Annotated in this window: 16 protein-coding genes and 1 pseudogene; 2 read left to right on the forward strand and 15 right to left on the reverse strand. The window is 71.0% G+C overall.

Going from position 1 to position 16,201, the window contains the following annotated elements; all coding sequences use genetic code 11:
* Positions 1-25: 25 nt before the first annotated feature.
* From AB0H81_RS09715 to AB0H81_RS09745, 7 genes are all read right to left on the reverse strand, one after another.
* On the reverse strand, positions 26-1,243 hold the full coding sequence (locus AB0H81_RS09715) for a cytochrome P450 (RefSeq protein WP_358371686.1): 1,218 nt from the start codon (positions 1,241-1,243) through the stop codon (positions 26-28).
* Positions 1,244-1,257: 14 nt separating this feature from the next.
* Positions 1,258-2,163 carry an SDR family NAD(P)-dependent oxidoreductase gene (locus AB0H81_RS09720; protein ID WP_358371689.1) on the reverse strand — a complete coding sequence of 302 codons (906 nt, stop codon included), beginning with the start codon at positions 2,161-2,163 and terminating at the stop codon, positions 1,258-1,260.
* 17 nt (positions 2,164-2,180) lie between these two features.
* On the reverse strand, positions 2,181-3,104 hold the full coding sequence (locus tag AB0H81_RS09725; RefSeq protein WP_358371692.1) for an SMP-30/gluconolactonase/LRE family protein: 924 nt from the start codon (positions 3,102-3,104) through the stop codon (positions 2,181-2,183).
* 14 nt (positions 3,105-3,118) lie between these two features.
* On the reverse strand, positions 3,119-4,066 hold the full coding sequence (locus AB0H81_RS09730) for an alpha/beta hydrolase (protein ID WP_358371694.1): 948 nt from the start codon (positions 4,064-4,066) through the stop codon (positions 3,119-3,121).
* Between the two features lie 9 nt (positions 4,067-4,075).
* The gene (locus tag AB0H81_RS09735) at positions 4,076-4,939 is read right to left on the reverse strand and encodes an SDR family NAD(P)-dependent oxidoreductase (protein ID WP_358371696.1); all 864 of its coding nucleotides are present in this window, start codon (positions 4,937-4,939) and stop codon (positions 4,076-4,078) included.
* Positions 4,936-6,093: a serine hydrolase domain-containing protein gene (locus AB0H81_RS09740; protein ID WP_358371699.1), complete on the reverse strand. Its 1,158-nt coding sequence runs from the start codon at positions 6,091-6,093 to the stop codon at positions 4,936-4,938. The genes AB0H81_RS09735 and AB0H81_RS09740 overlap by 4 nt, the downstream gene beginning before the upstream one ends.
* Before the next feature lie 121 nt (positions 6,094-6,214).
* On the reverse strand, positions 6,215-6,607 hold the full coding sequence (locus AB0H81_RS09745) for a nuclear transport factor 2 family protein (RefSeq protein WP_358371702.1): 393 nt from the start codon (positions 6,605-6,607) through the stop codon (positions 6,215-6,217).
* A 131-nt stretch (positions 6,608-6,738) separates the two neighbouring features.
* On the opposite strand from AB0H81_RS09745, the gene AB0H81_RS09750 reads away from it, so the two are divergent.
* A complete protein-coding gene (locus tag AB0H81_RS09750; protein WP_358371704.1) occupies positions 6,739-7,533 on the forward strand; it encodes an enoyl-CoA hydratase/isomerase family protein in 795 nt (264 codons plus the stop codon).
* Positions 7,534-7,579: 46 nt separating this feature from the next.
* Here the strand turns inward: AB0H81_RS09750 and AB0H81_RS09755 are convergent, their stop codons facing one another.
* Together AB0H81_RS09755 and AB0H81_RS09760 are read right to left on the reverse strand one after the other, a co-directional pair.
* Positions 7,580-9,550: an NAD(P)-binding domain-containing protein gene (locus AB0H81_RS09755; protein ID WP_358371707.1), complete on the reverse strand. Its 1,971-nt coding sequence runs from the start codon at positions 9,548-9,550 to the stop codon at positions 7,580-7,582.
* Between the two features lie 31 nt (positions 9,551-9,581).
* On the reverse strand, positions 9,582-10,385 hold the full coding sequence (locus AB0H81_RS09760) for an IclR family transcriptional regulator (protein WP_358371709.1): 804 nt from the start codon (positions 10,383-10,385) through the stop codon (positions 9,582-9,584).
* Positions 10,386-10,621: 236 nt separating this feature from the next.
* On the opposite strand from AB0H81_RS09760, the gene AB0H81_RS09765 reads away from it, so the two are divergent.
* Positions 10,622-11,173, forward strand: a complete 552-nt coding sequence (locus AB0H81_RS09765) for a TetR/AcrR family transcriptional regulator (RefSeq protein ID WP_358371712.1) — start codon at positions 10,622-10,624, stop codon at positions 11,171-11,173.
* Here the strand turns inward: AB0H81_RS09765 and AB0H81_RS09770 are convergent.
* From AB0H81_RS09770 to AB0H81_RS09795, 6 genes and pseudogenes are all read right to left on the reverse strand, one after another.
* Complete coding sequence (locus tag AB0H81_RS09770; protein ID WP_358371715.1) at positions 11,165-12,364, reverse strand: CoA transferase; 1,200 nt, start codon at positions 12,362-12,364, stop codon at positions 11,165-11,167. The genes AB0H81_RS09765 and AB0H81_RS09770 overlap by 9 nt on opposite strands.
* On the reverse strand, positions 12,361-13,392 hold the full coding sequence (locus AB0H81_RS09775) for an acyl-CoA dehydrogenase family protein (RefSeq protein WP_358371718.1): 1,032 nt from the start codon (positions 13,390-13,392) through the stop codon (positions 12,361-12,363). Before AB0H81_RS09775 ends, AB0H81_RS09770 begins: the two co-directional genes overlap by 4 nt.
* Positions 13,389-14,543 carry an acyl-CoA dehydrogenase family protein gene (locus AB0H81_RS09780; protein ID WP_358371721.1) on the reverse strand — a complete coding sequence of 385 codons (1,155 nt, stop codon included), beginning with the start codon at positions 14,541-14,543 and terminating at the stop codon, positions 13,389-13,391. The genes AB0H81_RS09775 and AB0H81_RS09780 overlap by 4 nt, the downstream gene beginning before the upstream one ends.
* A gap of 86 nt (positions 14,544-14,629) precedes the next feature.
* Entirely contained in the window at positions 14,630-14,761 is a 132-nt protein-coding gene (locus AB0H81_RS09785; RefSeq protein WP_358371916.1) for a hypothetical protein, read from the reverse strand.
* Positions 14,762-15,329, reverse strand: a pseudogene (locus AB0H81_RS09790) (GntR family transcriptional regulator); the annotation flags it as partial. It lies immediately after the preceding gene.
* A 61-nt stretch (positions 15,330-15,390) separates the two neighbouring features.
* Positions 15,391-16,137 carry an SDR family NAD(P)-dependent oxidoreductase gene (locus AB0H81_RS09795; RefSeq protein ID WP_358371724.1) on the reverse strand — a complete coding sequence of 249 codons (747 nt, stop codon included), beginning with the start codon at positions 16,135-16,137 and terminating at the stop codon, positions 15,391-15,393.
* Between the last annotated feature and the right edge of the window lie 64 nt (positions 16,138-16,201).

Below are 16,201 nucleotides of genomic sequence, written 5' to 3' on the forward strand. Positions count from 1 at the left end.
TTCGGCAATGCGCTGTTCCTTGCGTTCACCAGGTGACGGGCAGGTCGGTCATCGGCTGGGTCAGCACGTCGTGGCGGACCACGGGCTCGCCCGCCAGCCGCAGCCGCGGCAGCCGCTTGAAGATCTCGGCCATGCCCACCTGCAGCTCCATGCGGGCCAGCGGCGCGCCGAGGCAGTGGTGCATGCCGTAGCTGAGCATCAGGTGCGGGTTGTCGGTCCTGGTGATGTCGAAGCGGCCCGGATCCGGCACGACGTCGGGGTCGTGGTTGGCGCCGCCCGGGTCCAGGCTGACGGCTTCCCCGGCGGCGATCAGCTGTCCGTCGATGACCACGTCCTCCGTCGCGACGAACGGCACCAGGCCGCCCCCTCCCCCGACCGGGCCGCCCATCATGAACGCGCCATGTCGAAGCACTTCCTCGGCGGCCGTGGGTGCCAGGGCGTCGGGGTCGGTCAGGAACAGCTCCCGCTGCTCGTCGGAGCGCAGCAGCGACAGCACGCCGGTGGTCAGGAAGTTGGCGGTGTTGTCGAAGCCCCCGACGATGAGCAGGAACGCGATGGGCAGGATCTCGGCGTCGGTGAGCGTCTCGTCGCGTTCGTGGGCGTGGGCCAAGGAGCTGAGCAGGTCGTCCCGGGGCTCCGCCCGCCGCTTCCCGATCAGGTCGGTCATGTACGCGGCCAGCTCGCTCATGTCGGCGGCGATCTCCTCCTCGGATCTCCCTGCCACCGACAGGGTGGAGGAACTCCAGCGCTCGAACTTCTCCCGATCCGACGAGGGCACGCCCAGCAGCGAGCTGAGCATCTCGATGGGCAGCGGTACCGCGTACTCCTCGACGAGGTTGCGCACGCCGCCCCGGGCGATCATGCCGTCGATCAGCTCGTTGGCGAAGGCGACCGCCGAGTCGCGCATGTCGCGCACGCGCCGCGGCGAGATCGCCTTCTGCACCAGCTTGCGCAGCCTGGTGTGCTGAGGCGGATCCTCGAACTGCAGCGTCGTGCGCAGGAAGTCGGGGAACGGCACGAAGAACGGCACCTCCCGCTCCCCGGTGCGGAACGGCTCCCGGACGAAGCGCCGATCGCTGAGGATCTGCCGGGCCGCCCGGTTTCGGTGCACGATCCAGACGTCGCCGCCGTAGGGCATGGTGACCTTGGTCATGGGGCGGTCGGCCATGAGGAGCCGCAAATGTTCCACGGCCTCGGCCGGGGGCCGGGGCGCGAAGGGGAACTCGATGTGGGTGGTCATCATCTCTCCGTCGGAGTTCAGGCGGAATGGGGCTGTGCCGCGGTGACGGTCTCCGGCCGCGCCTCGGGGGTGAGGGCCATGATGTCGTCGAACCGTTCGGCCACCGTCTCGATGGTCAGGTCAGGCTCGTGGATGCCCTGGGTGGTGACGACGGCGAGCCGGTTGACCGTACCGCCCGCGGCGTTGAAGACCTCGCCGCTCACCCGGCAGGAGGGGTGGGTGAGGTACGCGGCCACCGGGGCCACGTGCTCGGGCAGAAGCTGGGTGCGCAGGTACTGCATGACGTCGGGGGACAGCGAGTCGGCCGAGTTCTCGGCCATACGGGTGCCGGCTCCGGGCGCCAGGGCGTTGACCAGCACACCGTGTGGGGCGCCCTCGATGGCGAGGTTGCGGGTGAGGGCGAAGACGGCCCCCTTGGAGCTGCCGTAGTGCGTCATCAGCGGGTTGCCCAGCATCGCGGCCGAGACCGTGTTGACCACCCGGCCGGTGCCGGAGGCGATCAGGTGCGGCCAGGCGGCGCGGCAGACGTGCAGCGAGCCGAAGAAGTGCACGTCGAGGTGGCGCTGGTACTCCTCGATCGGGATCTCGTCGAAGTGCCCGGTCCGGACGATCCCTGCGTTGTTCACCACCGCGTCCAGCCGGCCGTACTCGGCCAGGGCGGCTTCGACCACGGTGGCGGCGCCGCTCTCGGTGGCGACGTCGGCGCGGCAGGCGACGGCCCGCCCGCCGGCGGCGCGGATCTCGGCGGCGACGTCGGCGGCCGGGTCGTCGTCCTCGACGCCGGAGCCGTCCACGCTGGCGCCGAGGTCGGCGACGACGACGCCCGCGCCGCGGGCGGCCAGCAGCAGGGCATGTGCCCGGCCGATGCCGCGTCCTGCGCCGGTGACGATCACGACGCGGTCGTGGAAGGAAAGCAGGTCCATAGGGGATCCCTTGTCGGTCATGGGCGGTTGGCTCCGCCGCTCACCTGGACCGGGAGCTGCCAGATGGTTCCGCGGCGGTTGCGCCGGGACTCCTCCCAGTCCATGACGTCCAGCCCGGCACAGATGTAGAGGGTGCGCCGGTCCGCGCCGCCGAGCACGCAGGCGGGTGGCAGGGCCTCGGCTGCGTCGAAGGGCACCACGTCGGTGATGGCGCCGCCTTCGACGAAACGGGCCACGGACACTCCTGGCATTCCTGCCCAGACACCGCCGTCGTCGTCCAGGCAGATGCCGTCCGGCAGCGAAGGCGTGACGGCGAAGACACGCCGGTTGTCCAAGCGGCCGTCGGCGTCGCGGTCCAGCACGGTGATGCGGTTGGCGAACGCCTCGGCGGTCAGCACGCGGCTGCCGTCCGCGGTGATCGCGATGCCGTTCGCGCCGGACATGCCGCCCAGCCCGGTCAGGGCGTGTACGGTGCCGGCGGGCTCCACGACCAGCAGCGGCGAGTCGCGCGGCTCCTCCCCCTGGAACAGTTCGAAGCCGAGCTGGGTGACATAGGCGCGGCCGTCGCCGTCCACGACCACGTCGTTGATCGGCCCGCTCGCCAGTTCCCGCAGGTCGGCGTGGACGGTGACCTGCTCGCCGTCGAAGGCCAGGACGAGCCGCTCGTGCATCGAGGTGACGATCAGCCTGCCGTCGGGCAGCCAGCCGAACCCGCCCGGGATGGCCTCGGCGCCGTTGACGGACGTGCGCTGTGACAGGTCCAGCACGGTGTGCGGGGTGCCGTCGTCGTCCAGTCGGACGATGCGGTGCGCGTACATGTCGCTGAACCACAGCGCACCGTCGTGCCAGCGGGGGCATTCGGCCCAGGTGTAGCCGCTCGACAGCCGGTGTGCGGTGTGGACGCGGGCGTCGGCGAACGGATCGACGGCGGTGTCGGCCACGGATTCTCCTGAGATCAGAAAGGCAGCGGGTGGGCGAACTTGGCGCGCAGCAGCGCGCCGATCTCGGCGACGGCGAGCCGGCCTCGGGCGAGATGGTCCGACTGGGCGAGGAAGCCGTGGTAGGTGCCGGGGTAGCGGGTGTGGGTGGTCTGGACGCCGGCCTCCCGCAGCCGGCGGGCGTAGCGCTCGCCCCAGTCCCTGATCGGGTCGCATTCGGCCGTCACCACGATGGCCGGCGGCAGCCCGCTCAGGTCGGCGGCGTAGGCGGGGATGCGGTAGGGACTGTCCGGGTGGCCCTGCCCGGCGTCGGCGTTCTCGTTCAGGAACAGGACGTCGTCACGGCTCAGGATCGGCGCCTGCGCGTGGTCGGTCATCGACCGGGCGGCCAGGTCCCGGTCGATGCCGGGATAGGCGAGCACCTGACAACTGATCGCCGGCCCGCCCCGGTCCCGCGCGGCCAGGGCGACCGCTGCCGCGAGGGTGCCGCCCGCGCTGTCGCCGATGACGACGAGCCGGTCCGGGTCGATGTGCAGGTCGCCGGCGTGTTCGGCGGTCCAGACGGTGGCGGTGTAGGCGTCGTCGAACTGGGCGGGGGGTGGCGACTCCGGGGCGAGGTGGTATCCGACCGACACCACCGTGGCGCCGCTGTGGTGGGCGAGGTGCCTGGCCAGCGGCTCGAAGGAGTGGTTGGAGCCCAGGCACATGCCGCCGCCGTGGAAGTAGACCAGCACCGGCGCGCGCTCGTCGAGGGTCGGACGGTGGACGCGCAGCGGGATCTCGCCCCACGGCCCTTGGATCAGATGGTCCTGGGTGGCGGCCATGACGGGCAGATCCGCGGGAAGTGGCATCGCTTCCATGGCGTGGCGGATCGCGTCGAGGCCGCGCTCGCGCATGGGTGGCAGGCCGGCCATGGCCGCGGCGATCGCGGCGGCGTCCGGGTCGAGGTCGGGTGTCAGCGGCATGGGCGGGCTTCAGGAGGCGGGGACGGAGAACTCGCCCTGCGGCAGTCGCGGGGCGCGGCGGTGGACGAGGATGTCGGCCCGTGCCGCCATGGCGTCGGCGACGAAGGGCTGTGACAGCAGGTAGAACTCGTCGGCCGCGGCCTGGTCGAAGAATGCGCGGGCGGCGTCGAGAGGGTCCATCGCCTGGGCTTTGATCTGCAGCATGGCGGCGCGGTGGTCTTCTGCGGCGGCGACGTCCCCGTCTTCGACGGCGCCGGCGGACTCGAAGATGTTCGAGGCCACGGCCCCGGGAAGCACCGCTTGGACGTGGACGTGATGCCCGTGTCCGGCGAGCTCGACCTCCTGGCGCAGGCATTCGGTGAGCGCCAGGACGGCGTGCTTGCTCATGATGTACGGCGCCTGCAGTGGGCTGGCGCTGACCCCGCCGATGGACGACAGGTTCCACACCCACGAGCGGCCGGGCTCGGCCATCATGCGCGGCAGGAACGCCCTGATGCCGTGAAAGACGCCGCTGACGTTGATCGCCAGAAGGCGCTCCCAGTTGGCGACGGGGGTGTCCCACAGGTAGCCGAACTGTTCGACGCCGGCGTTGTTCACCAGGAGCCTGACGGGACCGGCGTCTCGGAGGGCGGTCGCAGCCAGGCGCTCGACGGCGTCGGGATCCCGCACGTCGCAGACGACGTCGAGGGTGCGGGCGCCGTCCTGCTCCAGTTCGGCCCGCACAGCGGCGATCGCGGCGGCGTCGACGTCGGCGAGCACGACCGTCATGCCGAGCTCACGGGCCGCGTACCGGGCCAGGCCGGCGCCGATGCCCGCACCGGCCCCGGTGATGACCGCGACGCCGCCGCCGAACAGCTCCCGTGGCGTACTCATCTCATGCTCCCCTCACGCTCGGCGACGATCTCGCGGATGGCGCGCACCACGGGCTCGAAGGTGCTGCCGGGTCCCGCGCTCACCGGGGCGTCCATGTTGTTGTGGCAGATCGCGACCGCGATCCGGTCGCGCAAATCGGCCCAGGCGAGGGAGCCTCCCGCGCCGGGGCTGTAGATGACGGAGCGATGGTCCCCCACGAGCGGGTCGGAGGCCCCCGGCTCGCCGCCGAGCCAGAACCCGTTGGCGCCGAACCACACCGGGATGGTCAGCACCTGGTCGGGGGCGTGCGCGTCCGTGCGTGGACGGGTGAACGTCGCGACCCGGTCGGGCGACAGCAGCCGGACGCCGTCCAGTCGCCCGCCTTCGGCCAGCATCGCGAAGATCCTGGCCACCGAGCCCGCGGTGGCGATCGCGCCCGCTCCCGGATCCACGGCCTGTCGCATGACCGGCTGGTTGTGCACGTCGGAGCCGGGGAAGACGGCCTGGGGACTGATGCCGTGCTCGTCGGAGATCGCGAACGCGTTGCCTCCGTACAGGGTGGCCACCCGTGAGAGGTCGTCATCGCAGACGCCTAGGTGGAAGTCGGTGACGCCGAGCGGCGCGCAGATCTCCTCGGTGACGAAGACGTCGAAGGGACGGTGCGCCGGATCTGTGCGGCGCACGACCTCGCCGACGATCCACCCCCAGACCAGGACGTGGTAGGCGCTGGTCGTGCCCGGCTCGTACAGCGGGGTGAAGCCGGCGATCCGGTCCGTCATCCACTCCCAGTCGGCCAGCAACTCCGGGGTGACGCCTTCCGGCATCTGCGGGATGCCCGCCCGGTGCGACAGGGCCTGCTCGACCGTGATGGACTGCTTGCCGCCCGCGGCGAACTCCGGCCAGTACCGGGCGATCGGCGCCCGCAGGTCGACCAGCCCGCGCTCGGCCTGCAGATGGAGCGCGGTCGCGGTGACGCCCTTGGTCACGGAGAACACCGGGAACAGGGTGCGCTCGTCGACAGGTGCGCCGGTGGTGACGTCGGTGACTCCGGCGACGGCGTCGACGACCAGCTCGCCTCGGTGGTAGGCGGCGACGGCGATACCGATCTCGCCCAGATCCAGTGCGCGGTCGAGGGCCTTACCGAGGCGAGGGTCGGTGTGGTCGGCGGCTGTCATTGCTCTCCCCTGCGGTGAGCGCATCGCTTACGGGCTGGCGACACGACGCTAGGACGGGGGCGACGCCGTTGCGGGACGGTGTTCCGGTGAGTGGACGGCTTGCGTGTCCCAGCGAGCGGTGTCAGGTCGTCACCTCACGTCGTGCCAGGAGCCAACGGCCGTCCTGGCCGCGCCTGAGCTCGTCCCGGTAGGAGCCGACGACGGCGATCTCCGCCGGCGAGCCGGCTGACACGAGCAGAAAACAGGACAGCGCCGTGGCGCGGTCACCGGTGGCGTGCACCTCCAGGTTGGTGATCACATGTCGGTTGCCCGAGTCGGGGCCGGCGTGTCCGAGCTCGCGCATGCGACTCAGCCCGGCGAGGGTCTGTTCGCGTCCGCGCCAGTGTGCTCCGGCCATCGTCCACTCCACGTCGTCGGTGAGCAGGGCGCCGAGGTCCTGCGGCGTGCCCTTGTCGGCCAGGCGGGCGAAGGCGTGCATGAGGTTGGCGACCTCGGAAGTCTCATGGCAGCTCATGTGTCGACTGTCCTCTTGATCACCGGTCGTCCGGTGTCGGACGTCCACTGAGCGGACACCTCGGCGGGGGCGGCGACCGGCGTCGGGCAGGGTAGGAGACGCATTCATCCCCGACGGTGTGGAGGCCGATCGTGCGAGCGGACACCGAGCCCTGTCCAGGGCCGGACCTGTCGGTCACGGTGGAGAACGGGGTCGGGCTCCTGGAGATGCGCCGACCGCCCGCCAACTACTTCGACGAGCACCTCATCGGCCGCATCGTGGACGCCGCCCGCGAATGGGACGACAGCCCCGGCTGCCGGGTCCTCGTCCTGGCGTCCGAGGGCAAGCACTTCTGCGCCGGCGCGGACTTCGGGACGGGCGGCGGTTTCGACGGCGACCGGGTGGCCGTGTCGGAGCGCCTGTACCGGCGGGCGGCGCAGTTGTTCGAGATCCGGACTCCGATCATCGCCGCGGTCCAAGGCGCCGCCGTGGGCGGCGGTCTGGGGCTGGCCTGCGCGGCCGATTTCCGAGTCGCTGATGAGAACACCCGGTTCGTCGCCAACTTCGCCATGCTGGGCTTCCATCAGGGGTTCGGGCTGAGTGTGACGCTGCCGGACATCGTCGGCCGGCAGGCGGCGGCCGACATGCTGCTGAGCGCCCGGCCCGTGCGCGGCCAGGAGGCGCATCGGATCGGTCTGGCCGACCGGCTGGCCGAGCCCGGCCGGCAGCGCGAGCACGCACTGGCCTGGGCACGCGAGCTGGCGTCGGCGGCCCCGCTGGCGGTGAGGTCGATCCGCTCGACGCTGCGGGCCGGTCTCTCGCGCCGCGTCGCCGAGGCTCTGGAGCACGAGCTGGCCGAGCAGGCGCGACTGTGGGCGACCGCGGACTGCGCCGAGGGGATCGCGGCGAGCCTTGAGCGGCGTTCCCCGGTGTTCCGCGGGGAGTGACCACGCCTGGGAGGTGCGGGCTCCTCCGCACCCCCTGACGTGACGATCAGCTTTGGGGCGGTGAGGTGAACACGTAGTCGCGTGGCTCCGGCGCGCGCAGCATCGCCCAGTAGTCGACCAGCCGCCACGGGCAGGCCACCCAGGCACGTCCGGACTTGTTGCGGTAGTACCCGGTCGCCGTACCACCGTGCTTCCAGACGGTCTTGTCCAGTTCTTCATCGACGCGCCGGTTGTAGTCCTCCGTCGCCTCCCGCGTCGGCTCCATCGCGGTGTGGCCGTTCTCGATGAGGTACTGCAGGCTCTCCACGACGTAGTGGACGTGCTCCTCACTGGTGACGTTGTGGCCGCCGCCGTGGTTGGGCGCGGCGTTCGGACCTGCCGTGACGAAGAAGTTGGGAAAGCCCGGCACCGTGATGCCCAGATACGCCCTCGGGTTCTCGTCGGCCCATTCCTCGGACAGTCTGACGCCGCCGCGGCCGACGACGTCGAGGAATCCGAGGTATTCGAGCTTGAAGCCGGTGGCCCAGATGATGACGTCGGCGGCGATGAACTCGCCCTCCGTCGTCACCACACCGTCCGGGCGGATCTGCCGCAACGATCCGCGGTGCAGCGACACGTTGTCGCGCTTGACGGCTTCGAAGAAGCCGGGGTCCTTGACGATCCGCTTGGCGAACGGCGGGAAGTCCGGCGTCAGCATCTCCTTCAGATCGGGACGGTCGGCGAACGACCGGTCGAGGTGGTCCAGGCAGACCTGCATCACCATGTCGTTGGCCGGGGACGCCGAGACGTGGGTGGCGTACCACTCCTCGTCGATGCGGGGTATGGGCCACCCCTTGTCGGCGGTCCACCAGTAGGTCTTGACGCGGAACCACTGGTGGAAGTAGGGGATGTGCTCCAGCGCCCACCTCATGCCCTCGGGCACGTCGGCGGCGACCTTACGCTCGGGGATGACCCAGTGCGGCTGCCGCATGACGACGTCCAAGGACTCGACCTGCTCGGCGATGGCGGCCACCACCTGGACGGACGTGCAGCCGGTGCCCAGGACGACCACCCGCTTGCCGCTCAGGTCCACGTCATGGCGCCACTCGGCGGTGTGCATCGTCTCGCCTTCGAACGTGTCCAGGCCGTCGATGTCGGGGATGGCGGCCGCGTTGAGCACGCCCGTGGCGGTGACCACGGCGTTGGCCCGGTGCGTACGCACGGAGCCGTCCTTGTGGCGGACGGTGACCTCCCAGACCTGGTCGTCCTCATGCCAGCGGCAGCCGAGCACCTTCGTCGAGAAGGTGATGTGCGGGTGGAGGCCATATTTGTCGGCCACGTGGCGCAGGTAGCGCTGGTACTCCGTTCCTGTCGGGTAGTACTTCGACCAGCCGGGGTTGAGCTCGAACGAGTACGAGTAGAAGTGGCTCGGCGTGTCGACGGCCGCGCCGGGATAGGTGTTGCGCGACCACGTTCCGCCTAGGTCGTCGCGTTCTTCGAACACCTGGTAGCGGAAACCGGCCTGGCCGAGTTTGATCGCGGCGTTCAGGCCGATCATGCCACAGCCGATGATCGCGACAGTGAAGCCGGCCGGCGGCTTGCGGGTGGTCGGAACGATCCGGCGGGCGGCCTCGAAGCCGCCCTGCTCGCGCAGATGGGGGATGTACTCGTCGCCGACGGCGTCGTCCACGCACAGCTCCGCCATCCGGCGGAACAGGGCGTCGTCCGGTACGGCGATCCGAGGGATCAGCGGCCCGTGGAGCAGGTGCCGGGCGCGCTCGCGCACCTCGGCCGCGACCGCCGCAGGGTACTCCCCCATGATCGCCGGCGGGCGTCCCTCCTCGTGCGCGCGGCGGCGCTCCTGGTCGAGTCTGCTCTTGAACTCGTCGAGGAGTCGGGTGTCCCCGGTGTGGTGGATCAGCGCCATCAGCAGGGCGCCCGGCTCGGCGACGTCGATGGCCGCGTCGAGGGCCTCGCGGTCGACGTCGGTCACGCGGGCCAGCACGTACGTGGGGTCGTCCGGGGATATCAAGGTCATGGGTCACCGGTCTCTTGGTATGGGGGGTGAATCAGCAGGCGCGCGTGATCGCGGCGACACGCGCGGGCCGTCCGGGGCGGCGGGCCAGTCCGGAGGCGGCGTACCAGATGTCCATGGCGGCGATGCGCACCGCATCGCCCGCTTCCTGCGCCGGCATCGTCGCGGCGGGCCCGCACAGCGACAGAGCCGCGCGAAGGTCGCTGCCGGATGGGCCGATGGCGGCCGCGACCGCAGTGATCCCCGCGGTGCAACCCTGGACGTCAAGGGCGACGCCGCCTCGGTCGCGCACGCGCTCCACGTCGCGTCGCAGCTGGGTGAGGGTGTGGACGCCGTGCACGGTGGCCGGAGGCGGGAAGATCAGGTCCGGCCACTCGGCTTCGGTGAGTTGCGCCAGGATGGCGCGGCCCGAGGCTGACTGCACGGCGGGCTGGCGGCCTCCGGGGCGCCAGGTGTCTCCCCTGTCCGGCCAGTCGCCGATGCGCTCCAGGTGCAGCACTTCGCCCGACATCAGCGCGCTCAGGTGCACCGTCAAGCCGGTGGAGCGGTGCAGGGCGTACATGAAGGGAAGACAGGCCTGGTGCAGGCGCTCGCGCTGAACGACCTTGCTGCCCAGCTCGAACATGCGCAGGCCCAGGCGGTACTGGTAACCCTCCCGTGCCACCCAGCCGAGCTCCACCAGCCGTTGCAGGATACGGTGCGCCGATGAACGCGGCAGATCGGCCTGCCGCGCGATCTGCGCCAGGGTGAGCCGGGGGTGGCCGTCGAATACCTGCAGCAGGGACGCCACCCTGTCGATCATGGTGATGGGCGAGCCATGGCTCTGTGCCGTGGTCATGCTTTGCCTCCCCGGCCACATCGCCGGTTGCACATTGTGCCTACATGGCACAAACTGACACCTCGTGAGCTTACGTCCCGGTTGCAGTGGTGTAAACAGATTGGATCCGCTTTCCGCATACGAAATGCGGATCGGGAAGGTGTCGAGCCTCTGGGAGACTGGGAGGCTGTGAGGTGTTGCCCATGACGAAGCACAGCCGGCAGAGCTTGACGGAGCGGCGTAACGAAGAGCTCCGTATGACGATCGCTCACAAGGCGGCGGAGATCTTCGTCGCCGACGGCGACACCTCGGCGACGGTCGAGCGCATCGCCGAAGCAGCGGGCATCGCCACCCGCACGTTCTACCGTCATTTCCCGGTGAAGGAGGACGTCGTCCGGCCGCTGTTCCGCCACAGCTCGCAGCTGGTCATCAAGGCTCTCCAGGACGCACCCACCGACGGGGATCTCGTGGAGGTGCTGGTCGCGGTGTGGATGTCGGCGCTCGAAGAGGAGGTGGTCGGCCCCTCCGAGCGCCGGTTCCTGGCGGTGGTGGCCTCCAGTCCGCAGTACCGGCTGCGCTGGATGGAGGTCGACGACGAGCTGTCCGAGGCGGTGGCGCAATTTCTCGCCAAGCGCATCGGATGGGGCGAGCGTCCGCTGGAACGCTCACTCCCCGCCTACCTCGTAGTGCAGGCCACCCGGCATGTCTTCATGCGGTGGATCACCTCCGACGCCGGGCAGGGCATCGCCGACCTCCTGCGGGAGGCCTTCCACATGGTGCTGGACGGCGTCCGGACACCCTCAGGGTGAGTGCGGCCCGAAGGCTCCCGAACTGCCGAGCGCCGAGATCCGCTCCGGGCCGTAGCCCAGCTCGGTCAGAACGCGGCAGGTGTCGGCCCCTGCCGCCGCGGGGGCACGCGGCGGCACCGCCGCCGACCGGCCCAGCTTGATCGGCACCCCGATACCGCGGTACGTCCCGTCCTGGACGACCATGGCGCGGTGCCGGGTGTGCGGCGCGGACAGCGCGCCGTCGATGTCGTGCACCGGACTCGCCGGCACGCCGCGTGCCGCCAGCTCTTCGGCGAGATCGCCGGCATCGTGCAGCAGAAAGAGCGGCTCCAGCTCCGCCAGCAACTCCGCGCGACGGCTCACCCGGTCCCTGTTGCGCCGGAAGCGCCGATCGGCGGCCAGATCCGGGCGGCCGAGCACCTCGGTGAGCGCGACGAACTGGGCGTCGCTGGCGGCGGCGACGAACAGGCGGCCCTCCCCCGCGGTGCGGAACACTTGGTAGGGCGCCACGGTCGGATGCGCGGCCCCGGTCCGCTCGGGCACGTCGCCGGACTGCAGGTAGGTGGCGGAGTGCGGATGCAGGATCGACAGGACCGCGTCGAACAGCGTCACGTCCACGAGCTGGCCCCGTCCGCTGCCGGCGCGCTCCAGCAAGGCCAGCAGCACACCCGCGAACGCCTGGTGCGCCGCGGTGAGGTCGACGATGGGCACCCCCACGCGTAGCGGGTCGCCGTCGCGTTCGCCGTTCAGGCTCATCAGCCCGCCGTAGGCCTGGAGCACGGCGTCGTAGCCGGGAAGACCTCCGAGAGGGCCGTCGACGCCGTAACCGGTGATGCGGCAGTAGACCAGCCCGGGGAATTCCCGCGCCAGCCGGGACTCGTACCCCAGCCCCCACCCCTCCATCGTCCCGGCCTTGAAGTTCTCCACGACCACGTCCGCCCGGGCGATGAGATCGTGCAGCACCTCACGGCCCGGCTGCGTGCGCAGATCGAGCACGACGTTGGCCTTGTTGCGGTTGAGGCCCTCGTAGTAGGCGCTGGTCGTCTCCGCCTCGTCGACGAACGGCGGGCCCCACCGGCGGGTCTCGTCACCCGCGGGCGCCTCCACTTTGATCACCTCCGCGCCGTGGTCGGCGAGCATCTGCGCGCACAACGGCCCGGCCAGGACCCGGCTGAGGTCGAGCACCCGCACTCCGCGGACGGCACCGCTCATCTGGCGCCTCCTGCCAGCAGCGACCACCAGGCGCGGTCGTGGAGGGCGGCTGCCAGGCGGTCCTGCCAGTGGCTCTCGTTGCCGAACTCGTCGCGCCAGGCCCACAGCCGCGTGGTCACGGCCCCGAGCCGATGTTCGCTGGAGTAGCCGAGCGCGCCGTGCAGCTGATGGCCGATCGCGGCGACCTGTCGGGCGCCGGCCGAGGTGGTCGCCTTCGCCGCGGCGACGGCCACCTCGGCGTCCGCGTCCTCGTGCTCGACCGCGGCCACGGCGGCCTCCGCGCTCACCTGCATCGCGGTGACCTCGGCGGCCAGCGCCGCCAGGTGCTGCTGCACCGCCTGGAAACGGGCGAGCGGACGGCCGAACTGCTCGCGTTCGGTGACGTAGTGGCGGGCGGAGACCAGCACCGCGCGGGCTGCCGCCGCGAGCTGGACGGACCTGGCCAGCGCGCCCCGCATCAGCAGCGCGCTGGTGTCCAGGCCGGGCGGCGCGGCGGCGGACGCGTCTGCCGCCGCTCCTTCCAGGACCAGCACGTCGCGTGGCTCGCCGGCCAGGTTGTCCTCCGTTACCAGCTCCACCCCGGCATTGACGGGGATGACGGCGACTACGTTCTCCTCCTCATGCCGGACCATCGTGACGACATGGCCGGCGTGCCGAGCCCATGGCACGCGGAGGCGTCCCGATAGCCTCAGCACACCGTCCTGCCAGTGCCCGCGAGCCTCGTCGAGTGAGGCGACGACCAAGCCCCCGGGCACGGACAGCCCTGCGCGGGCCAGCAGCCAACCAGCGAGGAAGGCAGTCTCCACCACCGGCACGGGGGCGGCGTGAAAGGCCGCGACATCCGTCACCACCGCCAGCTCACCGAGGCTGCCTCCGCTGCCGCCGGCCGCCTCGGGAACGCCGACGAGGTGGAATCCTCCCTCGCTCAGTTCCTTCCACACCCTCTTGTGGCCGGTACGGTCCTCGCCCTGTCCGTCCAGGATGGCGGTCACCGCGGCGCGGATCTCCGCGCGCAGATCGTCGTTCATCGGACCCCCAGTCCGCGCGCCACCACCGAGCGGAGGATCTCGTTGCTCCCGCCGCGCAGGGTGAACGCCGGGGAGTGCAGGATCGCCTCGGCGAGCAGACCTTCCAGGCCCGGTCCGTTCTTACGGGGTTCGATGTCCTCCAGCCTCCGTACGGTCTCCACCACGTCTCCTTCGAAGCGGGATCCGAGATCCTTCACCAGCGCGGCGGTGATCTCGGGCGGCCGCCCCTCGGCCAGGGCCGCCGCCACGGACAGCGACATCTGGCGCAGGGTCCAGGCGCGTGCCGTGAGCCTGCCCAGCTCCCGCTCCGCCGCCGCTCCGCCGCTCTGCCCTCGCAGTTGTTCCGCCCACGCTCGCAGGAGCGGCACCGTGCTCATGTAGCGCTCGGGCCCGGATCGTTCGTGCGCCAGTTCGGCGGTGACCTGCCGCCACCCCGCGCCGCGCTCCCCCAGCAGACTGTCCTCGGCGACGACGGCCGCGTCGAAGATCACCTCGTTGAAGTGGTGCTCCCCGTCGATGGTGCGGATCGGCCGGACCTCGACGCCGGGTGCCGGCAGGTCCACGATGAACTGTGACAGCCCCGAATGCCGGTCCGCCGGCGAACCGTCCGTGCGGGCCAGGACGACGATCGCGTGGGCGAAGTGCGCCCCGGTCGTCCACACCTTCGTCCCGCTGATCTCCCACCCGTCTTCGACCTGCCGGGCGCGGGTGCGTACGGACGCCAGGTCGGAGCCCGCGTCGGGCTCGCTCATCCCGATGGCGAAGTAGCACTCACCGCGCGCGATCGCCGGCAGGTAGCGCTCCCGCTGCGCGTGGCTGCCGTGACGCAGGATCGATGGCGCCGTCTGGCGGTCGGCGATCCAGTGCGCGGCGACGGGCGCGCCCGCGGCCAGCAACTCCTCGGTCACCACGAACCGATCCAGGGGCGATCGGTCATGGCCACCGTAGGCGCTCGGCAGCGTCATGCCGATCCAGCCGCGTGCGCCCAGCCGGCGGCTGAAGGCCGGATCGGCCACCGACATCCATGCGTCGCAGCGCGGAACGAAGGCGCCTGCCTCCAGCTCGGCGTCCAGAAAGCTCCGGACCTCGTCGCGAAGCCGTTGCGAGGCCGCGCTGAGGCGGTGCGGGGGAAGATGAATGGTCGTCGTCAACCGGGCTCCTCCTTCAGTCCGGTTCACGCTATGGGGCCGCCACCCGCCACAGGGGACGATGTTCCGTTCAGCGGACGGGGACCTCGTCAGCGCACCGGGCGGTGCGCGACCGCGCCCGCGGCCAGCATCAGGCTCAGCTGGGCCTCCGATCCCGCGCGATGCGTGTTCATGAGTTCCACCAGCCGTTCCAGGTCACCGGCGCCGAGCGCGGCGACCATCGCGCGGTGCTCGGCCAGGATCCGTTCCCGTCCCCTCGTCATGGAGGTAGACCGCGTGATAGGGCAGCGCCCACGTCCAGATGCGCCTGATCTGGCCCACGACGAGATTCAGCTCGCTCAACTCGAAGATGGCGAAGTGGAACCGGCTGTTGAGGGTGCGCATGCGTGGCAGGTCCACCTCGGCGGCGGCCCGCTCGACCTCCTCGGCCAGGACCGCGATCCGGTCTAGCTCATCGGCGCCGGCCCGGGGCAGACTGCGGATCACCTCCGTCTCCAGCAGCCGGCGCATGAGATACACCTGGTCGAACTCGGACCGGCTCAGCCGGGTCACGGCGAAGCCGACGTGATGCTGGTGAACCACCAGGCCGTCCGCGGCGAGCTGCCGCAGCGCCTCGCGCACCGGCAGCCGGCTGACCCCCAGGGCGGCCGCCATGTGCTCCTGCCGGATCTGCTGGCCTGGCAGCAGTTCCCCCGACACGATCATCTGCGTGATCTCGTCGACCACCCGCGACACCACCTGGCCGGCGGCAGGCCCGGCGGTGATGGACGAGCTCCTCCTGGACGACATGGCTCTCCTCACGATCCCCCTCCACCGTAGGGGGTGAGCCACCCCGCACGCGCTCCGGCGTTCAGCTCGTGACGCTGCCGCCGTTGAGGTTGAGGGTCTGGCCGGTCATCCAGGACGCCTCCGGCGAGGCGAGATAGACGACGGCCGCCCCGACGTCCTCCGGCGTGCCGAGCCTGCGGGTCGGGATCCGCCGCGCGAACTCCTCCGTACTGTCTCCGGCGACGTTGCTCTGCAGCCCGAGCGCGAGAGAGTTGGCGGTCACGCCGAACGGGGCGAACTCCTGGGACAGATGCCGGATGAAGCCCTCCACGCCGCTCTTGGCCGCCCCGTACAGCGAGATGCCCGCCGCCGAGCCGGTGCGTGCGGCCCCGGAGGAGATCTGGACGATCCGCCCCCAGCCCGCCTCGCACATGTCGTCGGCGACCGCCGACACGCAGTTCATGGCCCCGAACAGGTTGATCTCCACCGGCGCCCGCCACCGGTCCGGCGCAAGGGTGCGGAACGGCCCCTGCCCGAAGTCGGCGGGGATGCCCGCGTTGTGCACCAGGATGTCGCAATGACGGCCGAACTCCGCGCGGGCCTGCCCGACGCCCTCCCGTACCGCCTCCAGGTCGGTGACGTCGAAGACGACGGGCACCGCGCGTCCCCCGGCGGAGGTGATCTCTTCGCTCACCGATTCGGCGCGCTCGGGTACCAGATCGTTGACCGCCACGGCAGCGCCCCGGGCGGCCAGCGCCCGAGCGATCCCCGCGCCCGCGTTCTGACCGGCTCCGGTGACCAACGCGGTACGGCCCGACAGATCAAACATGGTCTCTTCCCTTTCCTCTGCACAATGACGGCCGGCGCCCTTCCAGCCCTCTTCATCGCCGCAC

It is taken from the genome of Nonomuraea sp. NPDC050691, assembly GCF_040654455.1.
Lineage (GTDB): Bacteria > Actinomycetota > Actinomycetes > Streptosporangiales > Streptosporangiaceae > Nonomuraea.